The 17,203-nt window shown below is 68.0% G+C and carries 18 protein-coding genes; 10 read left to right on the top strand and 8 right to left on the bottom strand.

The features are described from left to right. Nucleotides 1-15 precede the first annotated feature (15 nt). Nucleotides 16-1,167, top strand: a complete 1,152-nt coding sequence (locus tag OG801_RS25960; protein ID WP_406031929.1) for a serine hydrolase domain-containing protein — start codon at nt 16-18, stop codon at nt 1,165-1,167. Here OG801_RS25960 and OG801_RS25955 read toward each other — a convergent pair. From OG801_RS25955 to OG801_RS25935, 5 genes are read right to left on the bottom strand one after another with little or no spacing between them, the layout of a single operon-like run. Then, the gene (locus OG801_RS25955; RefSeq protein WP_406031928.1) at nt 1,160-2,104 is read right to left on the bottom strand and encodes a DUF3068 domain-containing protein; all 945 of its coding nucleotides are present in this window, start codon (nt 2,102-2,104) and stop codon (nt 1,160-1,162) included. The genes OG801_RS25960 and OG801_RS25955 overlap by 8 nt on opposite strands. A gap of 36 nt (nt 2,105-2,140) precedes the next feature. After that, nucleotides 2,141-2,983, bottom strand: coding sequence for a dipeptide/oligopeptide/nickel ABC transporter ATP-binding protein (locus OG801_RS25950; RefSeq protein ID WP_355018450.1), 843 nt, complete (start codon nt 2,981-2,983; stop codon nt 2,141-2,143). Then, on the bottom strand, nt 2,980-4,803 hold the full coding sequence (locus OG801_RS25945; protein ID WP_406031927.1) for a dipeptide/oligopeptide/nickel ABC transporter permease/ATP-binding protein: 1,824 nt from the start codon (nt 4,801-4,803) through the stop codon (nt 2,980-2,982). Before OG801_RS25945 ends, OG801_RS25950 begins: the two co-directional genes overlap by 4 nt. After that, nucleotides 4,800-5,741, bottom strand: coding sequence for an ABC transporter permease (locus OG801_RS25940; RefSeq protein ID WP_355018448.1), 942 nt, complete (start codon nt 5,739-5,741; stop codon nt 4,800-4,802). The genes OG801_RS25945 and OG801_RS25940 overlap by 4 nt, the downstream gene beginning before the upstream one ends. A gap of 6 nt (nt 5,742-5,747) precedes the next feature. After that, on the bottom strand, nt 5,748-7,277 hold the full coding sequence (locus OG801_RS25935; protein WP_355018447.1) for an ABC transporter substrate-binding protein: 1,530 nt from the start codon (nt 7,275-7,277) through the stop codon (nt 5,748-5,750). 131 nt (nt 7,278-7,408) lie between these two features. Here OG801_RS25935 and OG801_RS25930 point away from each other — a divergent pair, with 131 nt between their 5' ends. The 3 genes from OG801_RS25930 (at nt 7,409) to OG801_RS25920 (ending at nt 9,299) form a co-directional block, all read left to right on the top strand. After that, on the top strand, nt 7,409-8,014 hold the full coding sequence (locus tag OG801_RS25930; protein WP_355018446.1) for a TetR/AcrR family transcriptional regulator: 606 nt from the start codon (nt 7,409-7,411) through the stop codon (nt 8,012-8,014). After that, entirely contained in the window at nt 8,011-8,373 is a 363-nt protein-coding gene (locus tag OG801_RS25925) for a DUF202 domain-containing protein (RefSeq protein ID WP_355018445.1), read from the top strand. The genes OG801_RS25930 and OG801_RS25925 overlap by 4 nt, the downstream gene beginning before the upstream one ends. A gap of 80 nt (nt 8,374-8,453) precedes the next feature. Continuing rightward, nucleotides 8,454-9,299: an SDR family NAD(P)-dependent oxidoreductase gene (locus OG801_RS25920; RefSeq protein ID WP_406031926.1), complete on the top strand. Its 846-nt coding sequence runs from the start codon at nt 8,454-8,456 to the stop codon at nt 9,297-9,299. An 84-nt stretch (nt 9,300-9,383) separates the two neighbouring features. Here the strand turns inward: OG801_RS25920 and OG801_RS25915 are convergent, their stop codons facing one another. Further along, nucleotides 9,384-10,433: an Lrp/AsnC family transcriptional regulator gene (locus OG801_RS25915; protein ID WP_406031925.1), complete on the bottom strand. Its 1,050-nt coding sequence runs from the start codon at nt 10,431-10,433 to the stop codon at nt 9,384-9,386. A 150-nt stretch (nt 10,434-10,583) separates the two neighbouring features. Here OG801_RS25915 and OG801_RS25910 point away from each other — a divergent pair, with 150 nt between their 5' ends. The 4 genes from OG801_RS25910 to OG801_RS25895 all read left to right on the top strand — a co-directional run bounded on the left by OG801_RS25910 (nt 10,584) and on the right by OG801_RS25895 (nt 15,460). Continuing rightward, on the top strand, nt 10,584-11,879 hold the full coding sequence (locus OG801_RS25910; RefSeq protein ID WP_406031924.1) for an MFS transporter: 1,296 nt from the start codon (nt 10,584-10,586) through the stop codon (nt 11,877-11,879). Continuing rightward, nucleotides 11,869-13,161 carry an amidohydrolase gene (locus OG801_RS25905; RefSeq protein ID WP_406031923.1) on the top strand — a complete coding sequence of 431 codons (1,293 nt, stop codon included), beginning with the start codon at nt 11,869-11,871 and terminating at the stop codon, nt 13,159-13,161. Before OG801_RS25910 ends, OG801_RS25905 begins: the two co-directional genes overlap by 11 nt. After that, complete coding sequence (locus OG801_RS25900; protein WP_406031922.1) at nt 13,158-14,573, top strand: amidase; 1,416 nt, start codon at nt 13,158-13,160, stop codon at nt 14,571-14,573. Before OG801_RS25905 ends, OG801_RS25900 begins: the two co-directional genes overlap by 4 nt. 80 nt (nt 14,574-14,653) lie before the next feature. Then, nucleotides 14,654-15,460 (top strand): alpha/beta hydrolase fold domain-containing protein, encoded by an 807-nt coding sequence (locus tag OG801_RS25895; protein ID WP_406031921.1) that lies wholly within the window; start codon nt 14,654-14,656, stop codon nt 15,458-15,460. A gap of 15 nt (nt 15,461-15,475) precedes the next feature. On the opposite strand, the gene OG801_RS25890 is transcribed toward OG801_RS25895, so the two are convergent. Then, nucleotides 15,476-15,904, bottom strand: coding sequence for a DUF309 domain-containing protein (locus OG801_RS25890; RefSeq protein ID WP_406031920.1), 429 nt, complete (start codon nt 15,902-15,904; stop codon nt 15,476-15,478). A gap of 82 nt (nt 15,905-15,986) precedes the next feature. On the opposite strand from OG801_RS25890, the gene OG801_RS25885 reads away from it, so the two are divergent. Both OG801_RS25885 and OG801_RS25880 read left to right on the top strand, forming a co-directional pair. Beyond that, nucleotides 15,987-16,532 carry a YciI family protein gene (locus OG801_RS25885; RefSeq protein WP_406031919.1) on the top strand — a complete coding sequence of 182 codons (546 nt, stop codon included), beginning with the start codon at nt 15,987-15,989 and terminating at the stop codon, nt 16,530-16,532. Between the two features lie 28 nt (nt 16,533-16,560). Next, nucleotides 16,561-16,911 (top strand): UBP-type zinc finger domain-containing protein, encoded by a 351-nt coding sequence (locus OG801_RS25880; RefSeq protein ID WP_406031918.1) that lies wholly within the window; start codon nt 16,561-16,563, stop codon nt 16,909-16,911. A gap of 49 nt (nt 16,912-16,960) precedes the next feature. On the opposite strand, the gene OG801_RS25875 is transcribed toward OG801_RS25880, so the two are convergent. Then, nucleotides 16,961-17,164 (bottom strand): cold-shock protein, encoded by a 204-nt coding sequence (locus OG801_RS25875; RefSeq protein ID WP_141804077.1) that lies wholly within the window; start codon nt 17,162-17,164, stop codon nt 16,961-16,963. Nucleotides 17,165-17,203 lie beyond the last annotated feature (39 nt).

Below are 17,203 nucleotides of genomic sequence, written 5' to 3'. Positions count from 1 at the left end.
CCAAGGGAGAAGCACATGGCAACCGTCCATGGCACCTGCACGCCGGAGTTCGAGCTCGTCCGGGACGCGTTCACGAGCCACTTCGACCAAGGCCTCGAGGACGGCGCCAGCGTGTGCGTCACGCTCGAGGGTCAGGTCGTCGTCGACCTCTGGGGAGGCACCGACGGCAGCGGCGATGCTTGGCAGTCCGACACCCTCGTCAACGTCTGGTCCGTGACCAAGACGATAAGCGCGACCGTGATGCTGATGCTCGCCGACCGCGGGGAGCTGGACCTGGAGTCGCCCGTCGCGCACTACTGGCCCGAGTTCGGCACCCATGGCAAGGACGAGGTACTGGTCCGGCACGTCCTCGCGCACACGGCCGGCCTGCCGGGCTGGAGCGTCCCGATCGCGCCGCGCGACCTGGCCGACCACGAACGCGTGACCACCGCGCTGGCCGCGCAGGAGCCGTGGTGGCAGCCCGGCACACGTTCGGGCTATCACCCGCTCACGCAGGGCTTCCTGGAGGACGCCATCGTCCGCCGGATCACGGGCCAGAGCCTCGGCGCGTTCTTCGATCATGAGGTCGCGCAGCCGCTGGGTACGGACTTCCACATCGGCCTGCCTGCAGCGGACGACGCACGCGTGGCTCGGATCACCGCTCCGGCCTTCGGTATCGGCGGCGACCCGGCGGCCGCGGTCGACGATCCAGCCGAGGCCGAGCTGGCAGATCGCGTCACCTCGAGCTGCCCGCTGATCGGCGACGAGCCGAACGAGCGGTGGTGGCGAGAGGCGGAGATCCCCGCGGCGAACGGCACCGGGAACGCGCGCTCGATCGCACGGGTTCATGCGGCCCTCGCCTGTGACGGCGCCGTCGACGGAGTCCATCTGCTGAGCCCGGCCATGCTCGACCGCGTATTGGAGGAGCAGAGCAGCGGCATCGACGCTGTGATGGGCTACCCGTTGCGATACGGCGTCGGGTTCGGGCTGGTCAGCCCCGAGGTGCCGCTGAGCCCGAACGCCCGGTCGTTCTGGTGGGCGGGCTGGGGTGGCGCCATGGCGCTGGTGGACCGGGACGCCCGGATGACCGTGAGCTATGCGATGAACAACATGTCGTCCCAGACCCAGGACCTACGCGCGGTCAACCTGATCTTCCACGCATACGCCGCGCTCGAGACGCTCACGTGACGCGGCGGGAGCGGACCTTCGACACACCCAGCACGAAGAGACCGGCGAGAAGACCGAGTAGCCCGAGCGCCAGGAGCGCGGCCGGAATCTGAACCGTGAAGCGCTGCAGAGTCGCGGCACGCTCACCGTACTTGTCCGCGTTGGCCTTGACCTGCTCGTCGGTATAGGCGAGCTTGCCGGCGAAGAGGGTCCGTACCGGCTCACCGTCGACACTCAGCCGGTCACGTACGTCCTGCACATCGTTGAGGATCGCGCCCGTGCGCGGCTCGACGTACAGGGTCCGGTCGACGCCGTAGGTGCGATCGGCGGACACCTCACCGTCGGTCGTCAGCCCGACGGCCTTGGCGTTGACCTTCTGGCTGCCGACGACGGCATCGGCGACCTCGATCTGGAATCGGTAGGCGTTCAGACCCTCGACATCGGTCGTGCCGCGGTAGGCGGCCTTCACCTCCTTGCCCAGGACGTTGTCCCACACCTCATAGCTCTTCTTCTCAGTCCCGAAGGGGAACCGCAGCACCAGGCCGGTACGGCGGTCCTCCTCGATCGCCTGGTCGACGACCTCGGCGAAGCTCTCACAGCATGGCTCAGCCTTCCCCGTGGACGCGTCCATCGCCGTGCGGGCCATGCTCTGCTGCACGATGACTCCCTCGGCAGTCAAGCGCGTGGTCGCCGTGAACCAGACGACAACTCGTCCCGGCGCCTTCTGCGCCGCCTCGAGGTCGCCGACGGTGTATTGCTTGACGGAGACGTCGGAGGTGACCTCTGTCTGGGTCGATGGGACGAACACAGTCGCGCCGCTGGCGCGCATGGTGGTCATCTCGCGTGGGTCCTCCTCCGCGACCGCGAGCTGGGCGGAGCCGAAGAACCGCAGGACCAGGGCTGCGGCAACGAGGAAGGCACCGACGCTGATGAGGACAACGGGCAGGTGGCGACGCATGGGGGTTCTCCTAGAGACGAGAGGTGGGGCCGAGTCCTAGCGGTGAAGGGGGTCAGCGGACGCGACTTCGCGACGCGCCTGCCGCATTGCCCGGCGCTCGCGCTGACGGACCGGGTCGGCGACCGGTGAGGCGAGCAGCAGCTCTTCAGTGAACGCGTGCTCCGGTCGGGAGGTGACCTCCGCACACGACCCGAACTCGACCACCCGGCCCTGCCGTAGAACAGCCACCCGATGGCTGATGTGCCGCACCACCCCGATGTCGTGCGACACGAACAGGTAGGCGACCCCCGTTCGCTCCTGGATGTCGACGAGCAGCTGCAGCACCCGATCCTGAGTTGACAGGTCGAGCGCCGAGACCGGCTCGTCGCAGACGACCAGCTCTGGTTCCAGGGCCAGCGCGCGAGCGATCGCCACCCGCTGTCGCTGCCCCCCGGAGAACTCCCTGGCGAAGCGGTCGGCCGCACCGGTCGGCAGACCGACCTGGTCGAGCAGCTCGACCACGCGACCGCGCGCGGTCGCCCGGGTCCACCCCGCCGCGCGGAGCGGCTCCGAGAGGATGTCTTCGACCATCATCGCCGGATTCAGCGACGTGTACGGGTCCTGAAAGACCACCTGGATCCGCGCAGCCAGCGGTCGCCGCTGCGCCCTGGTCAGGGACTGGATCTCCTGACCGTCGTACCGGATGCGACCGGAGGTGACCGGGGCCAGTCCCAGCACTGCCCGCCCGATCGTCGTCTTCCCTGAGCCGGACTCACCGACCAGACCGACCGTCTCGTGCGGGCGTACGTCGAGAGTCACGCTGTCGACCGCCGTGAACGTGCCGCCCCGGCGACGTCCCGGGTAGCGGACCACCAGGTCGTCGATCTCCAACAGGCTCATCGGTGCATCTCTCCAGTTCGGGCGTCGTCGCACGACGACGGGGTCTCGACGTACTCGGGGCGGACGTGGTGCTCGTCGGGTACGGCGTCCAGCAGCATCCGCGAGTACTCATGCCGGGGGCGAGTGAAGAAGTCCTCGACCGAGGCGGACTCGACCACCTGGCCGTTGCGCATCACCGCGACGTCGTCGCAGAGGTCGGCGATGACTCCGAGGTCGTGGCTGACGAGGATGATCGACATGCCGAACTCCTCCTGCACGCTGCGCAGAAGATCAAGGATCTCGCTCTGCACTGTGACGTCCAGGGCTGTGGTGGGCTCGTCGGCCACCAGGATCCGCGGCTCGGTCGACACCGCGCCCGCAATGAGCACCCGCTGCGCCATTCCGCCAGAGATCTGGTGGGGGTAGGAGCGCATCACTCGCTCGGGATCATGGATGCCCACGCGCGCCAACAGCGCGACTGCGCGCCTTCTGGCCTCGGACCGGACGACTCCCCGAGCCCGCAACGGCTCCATCAGCTGGTATCCGATGGTGAAGGTCGGGTCCAGATTGCTCATCGGCTCCTGCGGGATGTAGGCGATCGCGTCGCGCACCAACGTCGCGCGATCGCGCGGCGGGAGCCGGAGGATCTCGGTTCCGTCGAGCCACACCTCGCCGGCCATCAGGTTCGCCTGCCGCGGCAACAGGTCGAGCACCGCGAACGCGGTCTGCGTCTTGCCCGAGCCGGATTCACCGACAACGCCCAGTGTGTGACCGCGACGCAGCTTCAGCCCGGCCCCGCACACCACCTCGGCGACGCCATCGCCGGTCGGGTAACCGATGGTGAGGTTGCGGACGACGAGGATCTCCCCATCGATGGGCGGAGCCTCAGCAGAGGCCGGGACCGACTTCAGGTGCGCTGTCGTCGCGCGTGCCGCACCACCACCGCCACCGCCACCACCACCGCCGCCGTCCGCACGTTGCAGCGCATCGCGCGCGCCGCTGGCGATGAGGAAGAAGGCGGCCACGGTGATGGCCATCGCCAGACCGGGCCAGATGAACAGGACGTCGTTGGCGCTCATGGCCGCGAAGCCCTCGCCGAGCATGCCGCCCCAGGTGATCGTCGTGGCATCGCCCAGGCCCAGGAAGTCCAGCCCCGTCTGTATCGTGATGGCGACACCTGCCAGCACGCTGATCATCAGGACGAGCGGACCGCGCACGACGCGGAAGACGTGGCGCGCGACGATGCGCACGTCGGAAAGTCCGGCCACCTTGGCGGCATCGATATAGAGGTCGTTTCGCACGGCATGCACCTGGGCACGGAGCAGGCGGAAGACCGCCGGCGCCATCATGCATCCCAGAGCGGTCATCGAGATCCACATCGAGGTGCCCAGGCTGGACACGATCGCCAGCATGACCACGATCGCGGGGAGAGACATGACCATGCTGGCCAACCAGTCCAGCACCAGGTCGACGCGGCCCGAGTAGTAGCCGGCGACGAGTCCACCAGGCACCCCGAGCAGGATCGCCACCGTCAGGGCGATCACACCGCTGAACATCGTGGCCTTCGTCGCCACGACGAGTCGTGCGAGCACGTCACGTCCACCACTGTCGGTCCCGAGCAGGTGGCCGTCGGCGCCCGGAGGCTCGTTGCGCCGGTAGAGATCGGCACGCCAGGCTGCTTCCGGGGCGGCCCAGTCGATCGCGATCGCCGCGACGAGAGCACAGAGGACGAGGACGAGCAGCACCACCCCGACCCGCGATAGCGGGTTGCGCAGGATCATACGAAGCGTCGACGTGCGCTCCGGGGCGTCCAGTGCTTGCGCGGAGATCTCGATGCTCATGCTGTCCTTGCCTTGGGAATGAGCCACATCTGAGCGAGGTCGACGAGAAGGTTGACGAGGATCACGAGGCCGCCGGTCAGCAGAACCATGCCCATGATCACCGGACGGTCGCCCGCGGCTGTGGCGTCGACCGACAGCACGCCGAGCCCCGGAAGGGCGAAGACCTTCTCCACCATGAACGCACCGCCCAGCATCGCGACGAATCCGAGCGAGAGTGACGTCAGCCAGGGAGGCGCCGCATTGCGGAGCGCATGTCGGAACAGGAGCGATCCGCCCGAGATGCCGCGCGAGCGAAGCGTCCGCACATAGTCGGCTTCGAGTACGTCCATGAGAGACCCTCGGGCCTGGAGCGTTGCGCCTGCGACGCTGCCCAGCGTGAGCGCGAGCACGGGCAGCACGAGCGACCGCAGCCACTGAGCCGGAGACTCGCTGAGCGGCACGTACCCGAACACCGGGAACACATCGAGCTTGACCGCGAAGACCAGCAGAAGAAGCAGTGCCAGCAGGTACGCCGGCAGCACGTGCCCGATCACGGCGAGCAACTGCACGAACCGATCGACCGATCTCCGTCCGTAGACGGAAGCGACCGCAAGCACCAGGCTGAGTCCCGAGATCACCATCATGCTCAACGCCACCATCGACATCGTCACCGGCAGGTTCGCCGCGATCTTGTCCGCGACCGGCTGGTCACCGATGTAGGAGGTCCCGAGGTCACCGCGCACCACCCCACCGACCCAGTCACCGAACTGCGTGAGCATCGGGCGGTCGACGCCGAGGCGGTGGTTCTCGGCCGCCACCTGGGCATTGGTTGCCTCCGGCCCGAGGATGTTGCGAGCCGGATCGCCGCCACCGATTCCCGTGATCACGAATCCGACGACGCAGACCGCCACAAGCAGGATCGATGCGGCGACGCACCGCCTGAGCAGAATTGTCAGCATGACGAGTCACTTCTCCGAACGCTGGAACCGGACCAGATCGATCCCCTGGGTCTGCGGTTCGACGGTGACGCCGTCCACCGAGACCCAGTTGGTCGAGCTTGCGAACATCGGCGCGAACCAGGCGTTCTCGACCAACCATGTGTTGATCGCGCGAAAGGCCTGGTCCTGAGGCGCGCCGGGAGCGGCCTTCTTCGCGACAGCGAGCAGCTTCGCCAGGGCAGGATCTTCACTCTCGTACGGGTTGAAGGTCGCGGTCGGCAGCACGGAGAGCTGGATGTCCTGCCACGGCGCCTTCGTGCCGAGCGACATGAAGAACATGGGGAACTTACCGTCCTGCATGGAGCTGAGCAGCTCCGTCACCGGCACCTTCTGCCAGACCACCTTGATGCCGATCTCGCCGAGCTGCTGGGTGATGGCGGTGTTGAGAGCCGGGCTGCCGACGAACTGGCTCAGGTCCGGCATCGTTGCTATGAAGCCGCTTGCGAAGCCGGCGGCGGCCATCAGGTCCTTCGCCTTGGCGAGATCGCGCTCGTACTGCTGGTTGAGCTTGTCGTCGTACACCGCTCCGCCGGGTGCGAAGATCTGGGCGGACAGGGTGGATCCGCCGGGCAAGAGCTCCTCCGTGAACAGCTTGCGGTCGACGGCGAGGTTGATCGCCTGACGGACCCGGACGTCGCCGAGCGGGGCAAGCACGTCACCGGCACGGTCCGCCAGGATCAGGCCGTACCAGGCGCCTGCGGACTCCCGGACCGTGAATCCGGCTTCCTTCACAGGCTTCAGCTGCTGACTCAGGACGGCGGCGGCATCGATCTGCCCGACCTTGAGAGCGTTGAGGAGTGTGTTCGGGTCGGCCAGTTGTACGAGCTTGAGGTGGTCGAAAGGGTAAGCCTCCGCGTCCCAGTAGTCCTCGTTGCGCTCGAATACGGTTGTGCCGGTCTGCGACTTGTCGGCGCTGTAGAGGTAGGGCCCCGAGGTGACCGGCACCTTCGTGAGGTTGCCGGACTTCAGCGCGGCCGGCGAGGTCATGATCCCCAAGTTGTCGGTCAGGTTGACCAAGAGCGCCGGATCTGGCTCTTTCAGCTTGATCACGAGACGGTCCGGGCCTGGGGCGCTGACGCTCTTGATGGCGTCCGCCACGGTGCTTCGGGGGCCGTCCGTCCGCCCGAACCAGTCGATCACCGCCTTGGCAACCGTCGCGTCGAACGCTGTGCCGTCACTGAAGGTGATGCCCGAGCGTAGCTCCAGGGTGAGTTCGGTCCGCGTGTCGTCGTAGGTGAAGGACGTTGCCATTCCGGGCTCTGGCGTGCCGTCCGGGGCCGGATGAAGCAGCGTGTCGTAGGCCGCCTGGCAGTACAGGCGCCCGGAGCCGCAGTCCATCTGGGTCGGGTCGAAGGTCGTCAGCGGGGTGGGCGTCGCGAGGGTCAGCGTGTCCTTGGACGCACCATCCCCTTCCGAGGATCCCCCGCATCCAGCGAGCACGGTCGCGCTCAGCGCAGCGGCGGACAACAGGGCGACGAGTTTCGTGGGCTTGCGCAAGGTCGCACTCCTCGGGCGATTGGCGGGTCTGGAGACCCGCATCGGTCATGGTGCGGTGTGGCGGGCGCCACATGCCTGGGCTAACCTACCTATCATTAAGTCGGTTTGCAACGGTCGCATTGAGGAGTTCCATGGCACGCACCCAGGAAGCGGATCGCGCAGGCAAGAGACGCCGCGCGCAGATCGTCGACGCAGCACTCGAGCTCTTCGCGGCCCGGGGGTACGACGCGACATCGCTCGCCTCCGTGGCGCGCGCGGTGGAGATGAGTCAACCGGGCCTGCTGCATCACTTCGACGGCAAGGAAGCCCTGCTGGCCGCCGTCCTGGACGAGCGGGATCAGCGCGCCTTCACCGCCAGCGACATCGAGAGCGACTACGACGTCAGCCCGTTCGAGCGCGCACTCGAGGTCGCCGAAGCCATGGTCGCTTGGAACGCGCAGCACCGCGACCTGGCGCGGCTGGGCCACCTGGGGGCGGCCCACCACCCACCCTTGGCGACCGCTTGGGCCAGGGAACGCACCATCCGGTTGCGCGCCCAACTGGCCGCGGTCGTTTCCCGTGGCATCACCGACGGCACGGTGCGCCCGACGGCGGATCCAGAGATCGTGGCCACCTTCGTGATTGCCGGCGTCGGAGGACTCGAGGCTCAGTGGCTCGTCGACGAGGACTTCGACATGGTCGCCGCCATGCGCGAGTTCACCCAGATGCTCCGCCGCGACCTCCTGGTCGCCTTGTGACGCGCCGGCCTCGGTCGGTCTACGACCACGGAGACGAACCGGATCCGCGCTTCTCGCTCGCCAACGAGCGCACGTTTCTGTCCTGGATCAGGACCAGCCTGGCCCTGATCGCAGGTGCCGTGGCATTCGCTGCTGTCATCCCGGACCTTCCACACGCGGCACGGGCGGTGAGCTGCGGAGCGCTCTGCATGGGCGCCCTGATCTGCTCGCTGGCGGGTTGGCGACGCTGGCGGCACACCGAGCTCGCGCTGCGCACCGGAGCTCCGCTGCCGGGGTCGGCACCGACCGCCACCTTGGCGGTCTCGACAGCGGCCGCTGCCTGCGTGGTGGTGGCCTGGGTCGCCGCGATGACCTGGTGAAGCCCGCGCGTACGCCCCCGCTACTGGCAACTCGGCCAGTAGGTCAACCCTTCCTGTTACAAGCAAACGAGGAGAAGCTCATGCTCGAACCCGAGGTCTTGAAAAATCGCACCGCTGTCGTCACGGGAGCGGCCAGTGGTATCGGCGCCGCGCTCGCCGCCGAGCTCGGCGCGCACGGCATGGCCGTCGTGGTCGCCGACATCGACGTCGAGGGCGCCCACCGGACCGCCGCGGCCCTGGAGGAGCGCGGAACCGCCGCGCTCGCGGTCCGGGTCGACACCAGCGATGCCGATTCCGTGCAGGAGCTCGCCGAGGCGGCGTACGCCACGTTCGGATCGGTCGAGCTCGTCTGCAACAACGCTGGCGTCCTCACGTTCGGCAACGTGGCCGACTCCCCCGTCGACGACTGGCGTTGGCTCTCGTCGGTGAACGTCGAAGGTCTGCTCAACAGCGTGCACGCCTTCGTGCCACGGATGCGCACCCAGAGCGGCTGGCGCCACATCATGAACACGGCCTCCACCCATGCCTTCCTTCCGGACCCGGGATACACCGGGCTCTACAGCGCGACCAAGCAGGCAGTGGTGGCGATCAGCCGCGGTCTTCGCCAGGAGCTGGCACCAGAAGGCATCGACGTCACCCTGCTCTGCCCGGGCCAGGTTGCCAGTCGGATCCTGGACTCGCAGCGCAGCCGGCCGGAACGGTTCGGACCCAACGCAGCGGAGCCCTTCGGAACCGGGGTCATCCCGATCGGCACGATCGAGCCGGAGGAGGTTGCTCGGCAGGCCGTCACCGGTCTCCTAGCCGGCGCCGAGGTCACCTTCGCGCTCGGCGAGTCCAGCGTGTTCCGCGAGCAGGTCGCAACCTGGTCCCGCATCGTCGACCAGGCGATCGTTGTCGACCGCGCGGTGACGGGTTCGACTGGGTGACGTTTGGCTCCCATGGACGCCCGAAAGCGCGCGGATTGGGTCCCTGTTCAGCCACATGAAGGCACCATCTCGTCGGGTTCGGAGTCAGTGCCTGCGGGGCAGCGCTCCGATGGGTGCCAGCGCGTGCGACGTGGAGATCTGGTGAGAGAACCGCCCGTCCTGTGTGAGGACTGCGCCGGAGCGTTTGGCGACGGAGGGGATGAGCCAGGTCTCGCAGAGTTCGATGCGCGGGTGGGCGTTCTCGATACGTGTCAGCAGTGACTCGAGGTCTTGGGCGTGGTGGAGCCACACGGTGATCGCGAGGTTCATCCGATCGAGGATGGCGGCGGACAACCGCACTCCCGGGACCTCCGCGATGCTGGCGCCGACGGTGCCCAAGTCGGTCGTCGGTACGCGGTACCAGAGTGACGCGGCCGTGGTGTAGCCGAGGGCATGGTGGGCGAAGTCCGTCTTCGCCGTGAACCAGGGAGAGCCGAACAGACGGTGGATCGCACGGGTGACGCTCGTGGTGGAGAGCCCCAGCTCGGCAGCGATCTCGGACGCCGGTCGGCGCGCGTCCGACAGCAGGCTCTGCATGACGCTGACGAGGAGCGGTGTGGGAGCAGAGGGTTCACCAGCGAAGCCCTCTGCCGCGCGGCGCAGGGCGTTGATGACGTCAGGGGCGAGGACATCGAGATGTGAGCGCGCCCCGTCCTTGTAGAGGTTCTGTACGAAGCGGGTGCGCGTCGCGCGGATCCCCGGGATGCTCGCGATGCTCTCGGAGATGAACGCGTCGGCGGTCGCGATACTCGCATGCACCACCGTGAGCAGCAGATCGCGGGAGCCGGAGGTCCGGGCGATCTCGATGACCTCTTGGAGTGGAGTCAGCGCGGCAACGACCTGCTCACGCTGCCCAGCACGGACGTCGACTTCGACGAGCGCCATCGCCGGAAGCTCGACTTCGAGATGCTCGGGCTGCTGGTAGCAGACCGTCCACGCCAAGCCGGCATCACGCAGTCTGGTCCAACGGCGGGCAAGCGTGGTGGGGTCGTAGCCGAGGATCTTGCCCAGCTGCATCCAGCTGATCCGCGGAAAGATCTGCAGGGCATTCGCCAGCTGCTTGTCGACGACATCGATGACCGATTCCTGCACCACGTACGCGAATCTAGCCCATATCCGGATGGCTGAGGTTCCTTTACGAACCGAATCCCGATGACCTGCCTACGATCCCGGAAATCTTCGGACTCAAGGCGGGCCCGGCTCGGCGCGTGCAAGCACCGTGCATTACGTCATCAGGGAGCATCTGTGAGCAAGACCTCGCCACAACCGGCGCTCAGCCGAACTCAGAAGAAGCCGCGGGTACGGCTGCAGCGGGACGCCAAGCTCGCCGTCCTCCTCTTCTTCCTCGGGTGGGTGATGAGTTACGCCGACAGGCAGCTCATCACCCTCGCACTGCCGTATATCGGCGAGGATCTCTCGCTCACTCCGACACAACAGGGCATGCTCATCTCGGCGTTCTTCGTGACGTACGCGATCGTGCAGATCCCCGGCGGCATCCTCGTCGACAAGGTGGGCGCGAAGCGCACCGCTGTCACGGGCGTGCTCGCCTGGTCCGTCTTCACGGTGGCGACGGGGACCGCTGGATCCTTCGCGGTGATGCTCGCCATCCGGGCGCTGTTCGGCATCGGCGAGGGCGTGTATCCCGCGGCATCCGTGAAGGCCGTTGCCGAGCGCACCAGTTCCGAGCAGCGCATGACCGCGACCGGGTGGATGTACAGCTCGAACGCTGTCGGCACCATCGTCGCCGCGGTCGCGGGAGCGGCGCTCATCGGCGCCATCGGCTGGCAGGGGGCGTTCTTCATCCTCGGGGCCGTCGGCGTGCTCGTCGCGGTGGCGATCGGCTTCTTCCTCCCGAACGCCCGCGCCGACTCCACGGCGGCCATCGAGGTGGAAGAGCAGTCGGACTCGATGATCACCTCCAAGGATCTGTTCCGGTCCCCCGCACTCTGGGGGCACGTGGCCATGTTCTTCGGATACGGGGTCGTCGCATGGGGCATGAGCGCGTGGGTGCCCAGCTATCTCGTCGACGCCCGTGGCATCCCTCTGGGCGTGGTCGCGACGGCTGCGGTGATTCCGGTGCTCGCCGGCGGGGTCGCCTCGGTGCTGGGAGGGCGCCTCGTCGACCGGCTGGGCGGTCGGCACCGCCTGATCATCATCCCGGGGATGCTCGCAAGCATCGTGACGTTGGCGATGATGACGCAGGAGCTGCCCGTCCCCGTCTTCGTCACGCTGATCGGGCTGCTCTCGTTCTTCAGCGGAATGTGCTACATGCCTGTGTTCTCGAGCCCGGTCCGCGGCCTGCCCACCGCGGTCGTCGGGACGGCGTACGCCACGATCAGCACCGGCAGCCAGGTCGGCGGCATCCTCACCCCCACGATCATGGGCGTCGTCGTGGAGAACGTCAGCTGGGAGGCGGCCTTCGGCGTCCTCATCGCCGGTTGCGTGATCTGCCTCGTCGCCGCGATGCTCGTGCCCCGCGGGCCGGAGGAGTTCTTCGCCACCTTCACCCGTCGACAGACGGTGACGCCCGATGGCGCCTGACCCTCAGTCCTGGCCCGTGCCGTCGGGCTCCGTGGTGGACCTGTATCGCGATCTGCACCGTCATCCCGAGCTCAGCGGCCAGGAGACACGCACCGCAGCGCGCCTGGCATCAGAGCTGGCCCGTCGGCAGATCGACGTCACCGAAGGCATTGGCGGCACCGGAGTGGTCGGCATGCTCCGGAACGGTGACGGCCCCACCGTTCTCCTCCGCGCCGACATCGACGGTCTCCCCGTCAAAGAGCTGACCGGCGCGCCCTACGCGTCTGCCGCCAGCGGCGTCGACAGGAACGGGGCGACCGTCCCGGTCATGCATGCCTGCGGCCACGACATGCACGCGGCCGCTCTCATCGGCGCTGTCGATGTCCTGCTGGAGCGTGCCACCGAGTGGGCAGGCACCGTCGCCATCGTCTTTCAACCCGCCGAGGAGACGGGCGAAGGCGCTCTCGCCATGATCGCCGACGGACTCCCCCAGCTCGTGGGGACACCGGTCGTCGCGCTGGGGCAGCATGTGTCGCCGGTGCCGGCCGGTGCCGTCGTGGCCGCCGCGGGCATTTATGGCGCCGCGTCGGACAACTTCCGTATCCGCATCCATGGGGTGGGTGGCCACGCATCGACCCCGGAGGCGGCCGTCGACCCGATCGTGGCCGCGGCGGCGACCGTGATGCGGCTCCAGGCCGTGATCTCGCGGGAGACCGCGGCGCAAGAGCCCGCCGTCCTCACGGTGTCATCGATCCATGCGGGTCGTGCCGAGAACGCCATCCCGGACGAGGCGGAGCTCACCGTCAACCTCAGGAGCTTCAGCGCCTCGACCCGACACCGCCTCATCACCGCGATGCGTCGGGTGATCGATGCGGAGTCGGCGGCGGCAGGGATGACCCGGCGGCCGAGCATCGAGCGCATCAGCGGCGCGCCCCTGCTCCTGAACGACCCAGACGCCACACGCCGCACGTTCGGCGCGCTCGGCGAGTCCGCGCTCGACACACACCTGGTCACCCAGCCGATGACCGGCAGCGAGGACTTCGGCGCGCTCGGCGAAGCGCTCGGCTGCCCCAGCGTCTTCTGGCACTGGGGTGGCACAGCACCCGACAGATACAGCCCGGCGGAGCTCGCCACGCTCTTGGCCGAGGCACGCTTCCCCGAGCACGTTCCGATGAACCACTCCCCCGAATACCTGCCAGATCTGGAATGGGCCCTCCCCGCCGGCATCCAGGCCATGAGCGCGGCCGCCCTGCACTGGCTTCAACAGCCCACTTCCGCTCCCCTAGACCAAGGAACACGATGAACGATCTCATCTACCTCTCCGCCACCGAGTGCATCGAGCGATTCCGCACGGGCGCACTCTCACCCGTCGACGTTCTCGAGGCGCAACTGGCCCAGGCGGCTCTCGTCGACGGCTCGCTGAACGCCTTCACCGAGACGATGGCAGATTCCGCTCGTGCACGAGCGGAGGACTCGGAGCGTCGCTACCGCGACGGCACCGCGCGAGCGTTGGAGGGCGTCACGGTCGCCGCGAAGGAGAAGCACCAGATCGCCGGCATGGAGGTGGTCGAGGCGTCGAATGCCTGGGCCGGCTACACCGCAACGGCGAACGCGCCCGTCATCGACAGGCTCCTGGACGCGGGCGCGATCATCCATGCGCGGACGGCTACCCCCGAGTTCTCCATCGCCGCCTTCACGCACTCCGATCGGTGGGGAGTGACTCGCAACCCCTGGAACACCGCGTTCTCCCCGGGCGGTTCATCCGGTGGGTCCGGGGCAGCCCTTGCGGCGGGGATGACGACTCTCGCCACCGCATCCGACATCGGCGGGTCCACCCGTGGGCCGGCGGCGTTCACGGGGAACGTCGGCTACAAGGCACCTTATGGGCGGATTCCGGGAGCAGGTCCCATGAGCGTCGACTACTACCGCGGCGACGGTCCGATGGGACGTACGGTCGACGACGTCGTGCTCTTCACGAACGTGATCAGCGGGCCCGACCCGCGCGACCACGTCGCGCTTCGGCCCAAGGTCACTCTGCCGTCCAGCTACCCGGGGGTCGAGGGACTACGCATCGCACTCAACCTCGATCTCGGCGGGTTCGTCGTCGCCGACGAGATCCGGGAGAACACCCGTCGCGTCGCGGAAGAGCTCGCCAAGGCCGGCGCAGAGATCGTCGAGGTCGACTTCACCTGGACACGCGAACTCATCATCGGCGCCGCGATGCCGCACTTCGGCCACATGATGGGCGCCATGGTCCACGATGCGATCGGCGGGAAGACGTCGGACCTGAGCGACTACGCCCGTGACTTCGTCGAGCAGACCCGTGAGATCCGCGCGACGGCAGCGATGTTCGATGCTGCGAAGGCCGAGTACGCCGTCCAGCAGGAGCTCGCGCGCGTGATGACCGGGTTCGACGCCCTCCTCTGCCCGACCACGGCGGCGGTCGGGTTCCCCGCGGGCGACACGCTGATCAACGGGATCGACATCGACGGCCACACCGTCTCCGGCCTCGAAGGCACGCTCACCCTTCCGTTCAACATCACCAATCGCTGTCCCGTCCTTGCTGTGCCCAGCGGTCACGCCGAGAACGGGATGCCGACCGGTGTGCAGATCGTCGGCCACACCTACGACGACGCCACGGTCTTCCGCGTCGGAAAGGCAGTCGAGAGGCTGCTTCCGTGGGCGTACACCGACGAGCACCGCCCGCAGTTGTGAGTGCGTCGATGAGGCTCGTTGCTCTCTACCTTCGGGCGAGGAGCAGACGACATTTCACCACCGTCGATGGTGCCCGTCGGATGCTGGCGAGGGAGAAGACCACCTCGGCGCCGCCGGAACGACTCCGGGCTCGACATGCACTGACCTACGCCCTGCACGAGGGGTTCGGGTGTTGGACCGTCGAACCGCAGCACCCGGACCCCAGCCGGACGGTGATCTATCTGCACGGCGGCGCCTACGTCAACGAGATCTTCCCGCAGCACTGGAGACTCATCGAGCAGATCGCCGACGCAGGTGCCCGAGTGGTCGTCCCGGTGTACGGGCTCGCCCCGCAGCACGGATACCAGGACGCCTACCGTCTTCTCACCGCTGTCTACCGGAGCACGCTGTCGACAACGCGTCCCTCTGACATCGCCATCGCCGGGGACTCCGCCGGCGGGGGCCTTGCCCTGGGGTTCGCTCAGACCCTCATCAGCACCGGGCTGCCACAGCCCGGCCGGCTGGTGCTCATCTCGCCCTGGCTGGACCTCACCCTCCAGAACCCCGACATCGAGCGCGTCGCCCGCAAAGATCCCTGGCTCGCAGTGCCCGGAGCACGCGAATGCGGCCGAGCATGGGCCGCCGGCGATGACCCACACATTCCGCAACTGAGCCCGCTCTACGGAACCTTCGCCGGTCTCGCACCCATCGACGTCTACAACGGCACCCGCGACATCCTGCTCCCCGATGTACTGCTCCTACGTGACCGCGCACCGGACGGTGCCGCCATCACACTGACCATCTGCCCGGGCGGCGTGCACGTGTACCCACTCACGCCCACGCGGGAAGGACGGGCCGCATCCGCCCGGATCGTGCAGTCCCTCGCCGACGGCAGACCTGAGGCCTGACGCTTCCTGTGTCAGTCAGATGCCCTGCACCCGGCCCCGAGAGCACGCGACGAGTTCGCCGAGGTCGAGACCGTACGTCGGACCAGCACCCTGTTCGTACGTCTCGAGCCGACGCGCCGCCCGCTCGATCAGCCGGGAGGCGCCGACGGTGTTGCCGCGCTCGTGGTGGGTCAGGCCGACACACAGCTGGGCGAGGCCCTGCCACAGCTCGCGCTCCTCCTCCGGGCACGACTTCCACCGGACCTCGAGGGCCTCGTGAGCGGCGAAGGGGCGTCCGTCGTCGAGCAGGCTGCGGGCGTACGCCAGGGTCTCCGCCGGCGGGAGCGGTTCCTCGGAGATCGGCTCGACACCGACTGCGCCGTACGGCAGCGGGCGGCCGAGCGCGTCGCGTGGCCGAGCCTGCTGCGCACGCCCCTGTTCGTTCCGATCGCGATCGCTCACCATGTCAGCCCTCCTCGACTCCCACCCTACGGACCCGCTGAGATAACCGATTGCGCGGGACGGCAGGGCCGGTGAGTCTCAGCCCATGGAGTTCTTCTGCTACCACCGCGACCGCCCGGGGTCGACGCCGCTGCGCACCGAGATGGTGGAGGAGCACTGGGCCTACATGGACCGGTTCGCAGCGAGGATGATCGCCCGCGGCCCGACCTTCACCAGCGACGAGACCCTGACCGGGAGCGTGCACATCCTAGATCTCCCGGATGCCACCGCCGCTCGCGCGTTTGCGTTCGAGGAGCCGGGCTACCAGGCCGGCGCCTACCGTGACGTGCTGCTGCGGCGGTGGCACAACACGCTCGGCCGGACCATGTGGGACTTCGGCGACGGCCGGACTGACCGCAACCGGTACCTCGTACTCGGGTTCTGCGAACCCACGCCAGACGACATCGACCTGCCGGACGGCAACGAGCTGATCGCCTGTGGACCGCTCCTGTCCGACGACGGAGCCGCCGTGTTGGGGGCGGCAGTTCTGCTGGAGACCACCTCCGCAGGCGATGCGCAGCAGACCCTCTCCCCCGCTCGTTTCGCTGCGATCGAGGTCCACCAGTGGGACTTCGGCGGGCGGCCCACGTAGAAGGCCTCCTACCGGTAACGTGAGCGGCATGACCGGCACACCAGGGATCAACGTCGCTGCCCCGCCGTCCGGCACAGGATGCGCCGAGTGCCTCGCGAGCGATTCCGGATGGTGGTTTCACCTTCGACGGTGCGCCGAGTGTGGGCACGTGGGCTGCTGCGACAGTTCCCCGGCGCAGCACGCCAGCCACCACTTCCGCGAGACGGGCCACCGCTACATGCAGAGCTTCGAGCCCGGCGAGACGTGGTTCTGGGACTTCGAGAGCCAGGAGGCGCTCCAGGGACCGGCGTTGGCCGAGCCGACGAGCCGACCCGAGCCGCAGTCACCACCTGCGCCGGCGGATCGCGTCCCACAGGACTGGCGGACGCGCCTGCACTGACGCACGAAGGGCCCCGACCGCAGCTGCGGTCGGGGCCCTTCAGTGAAAATCAGGCGACGCGGACGTTCTCGGCCTGCGGGCCCTTGGGGCCGGCGGTGACGTCGAACTCGACCTTCTGGTTCTCGTCGAGCGACTTGTAACCGCTGGTCTGGATAGCGGAGAAGTGAACGAACACGTCCTCGCCGCCACCGTCCTGCGCGATGAAGCCGAAGCCCTTGTCAGCGTTGAACCACTTGACGGTGCCCTGAGCCATGATCTTTTCCTCTGTTCGGTGCAAGGGACACTGTGTCCC

Source organism: Nocardioides sp. NBC_00163, assembly GCF_045206295.1.
In the GTDB taxonomy this organism is placed as follows: Bacteria; Actinomycetota; Actinomycetes; order Propionibacteriales; family Nocardioidaceae; genus Nocardioides.
This window is presented reverse-complemented; position numbering and strand designations above follow the sequence as displayed.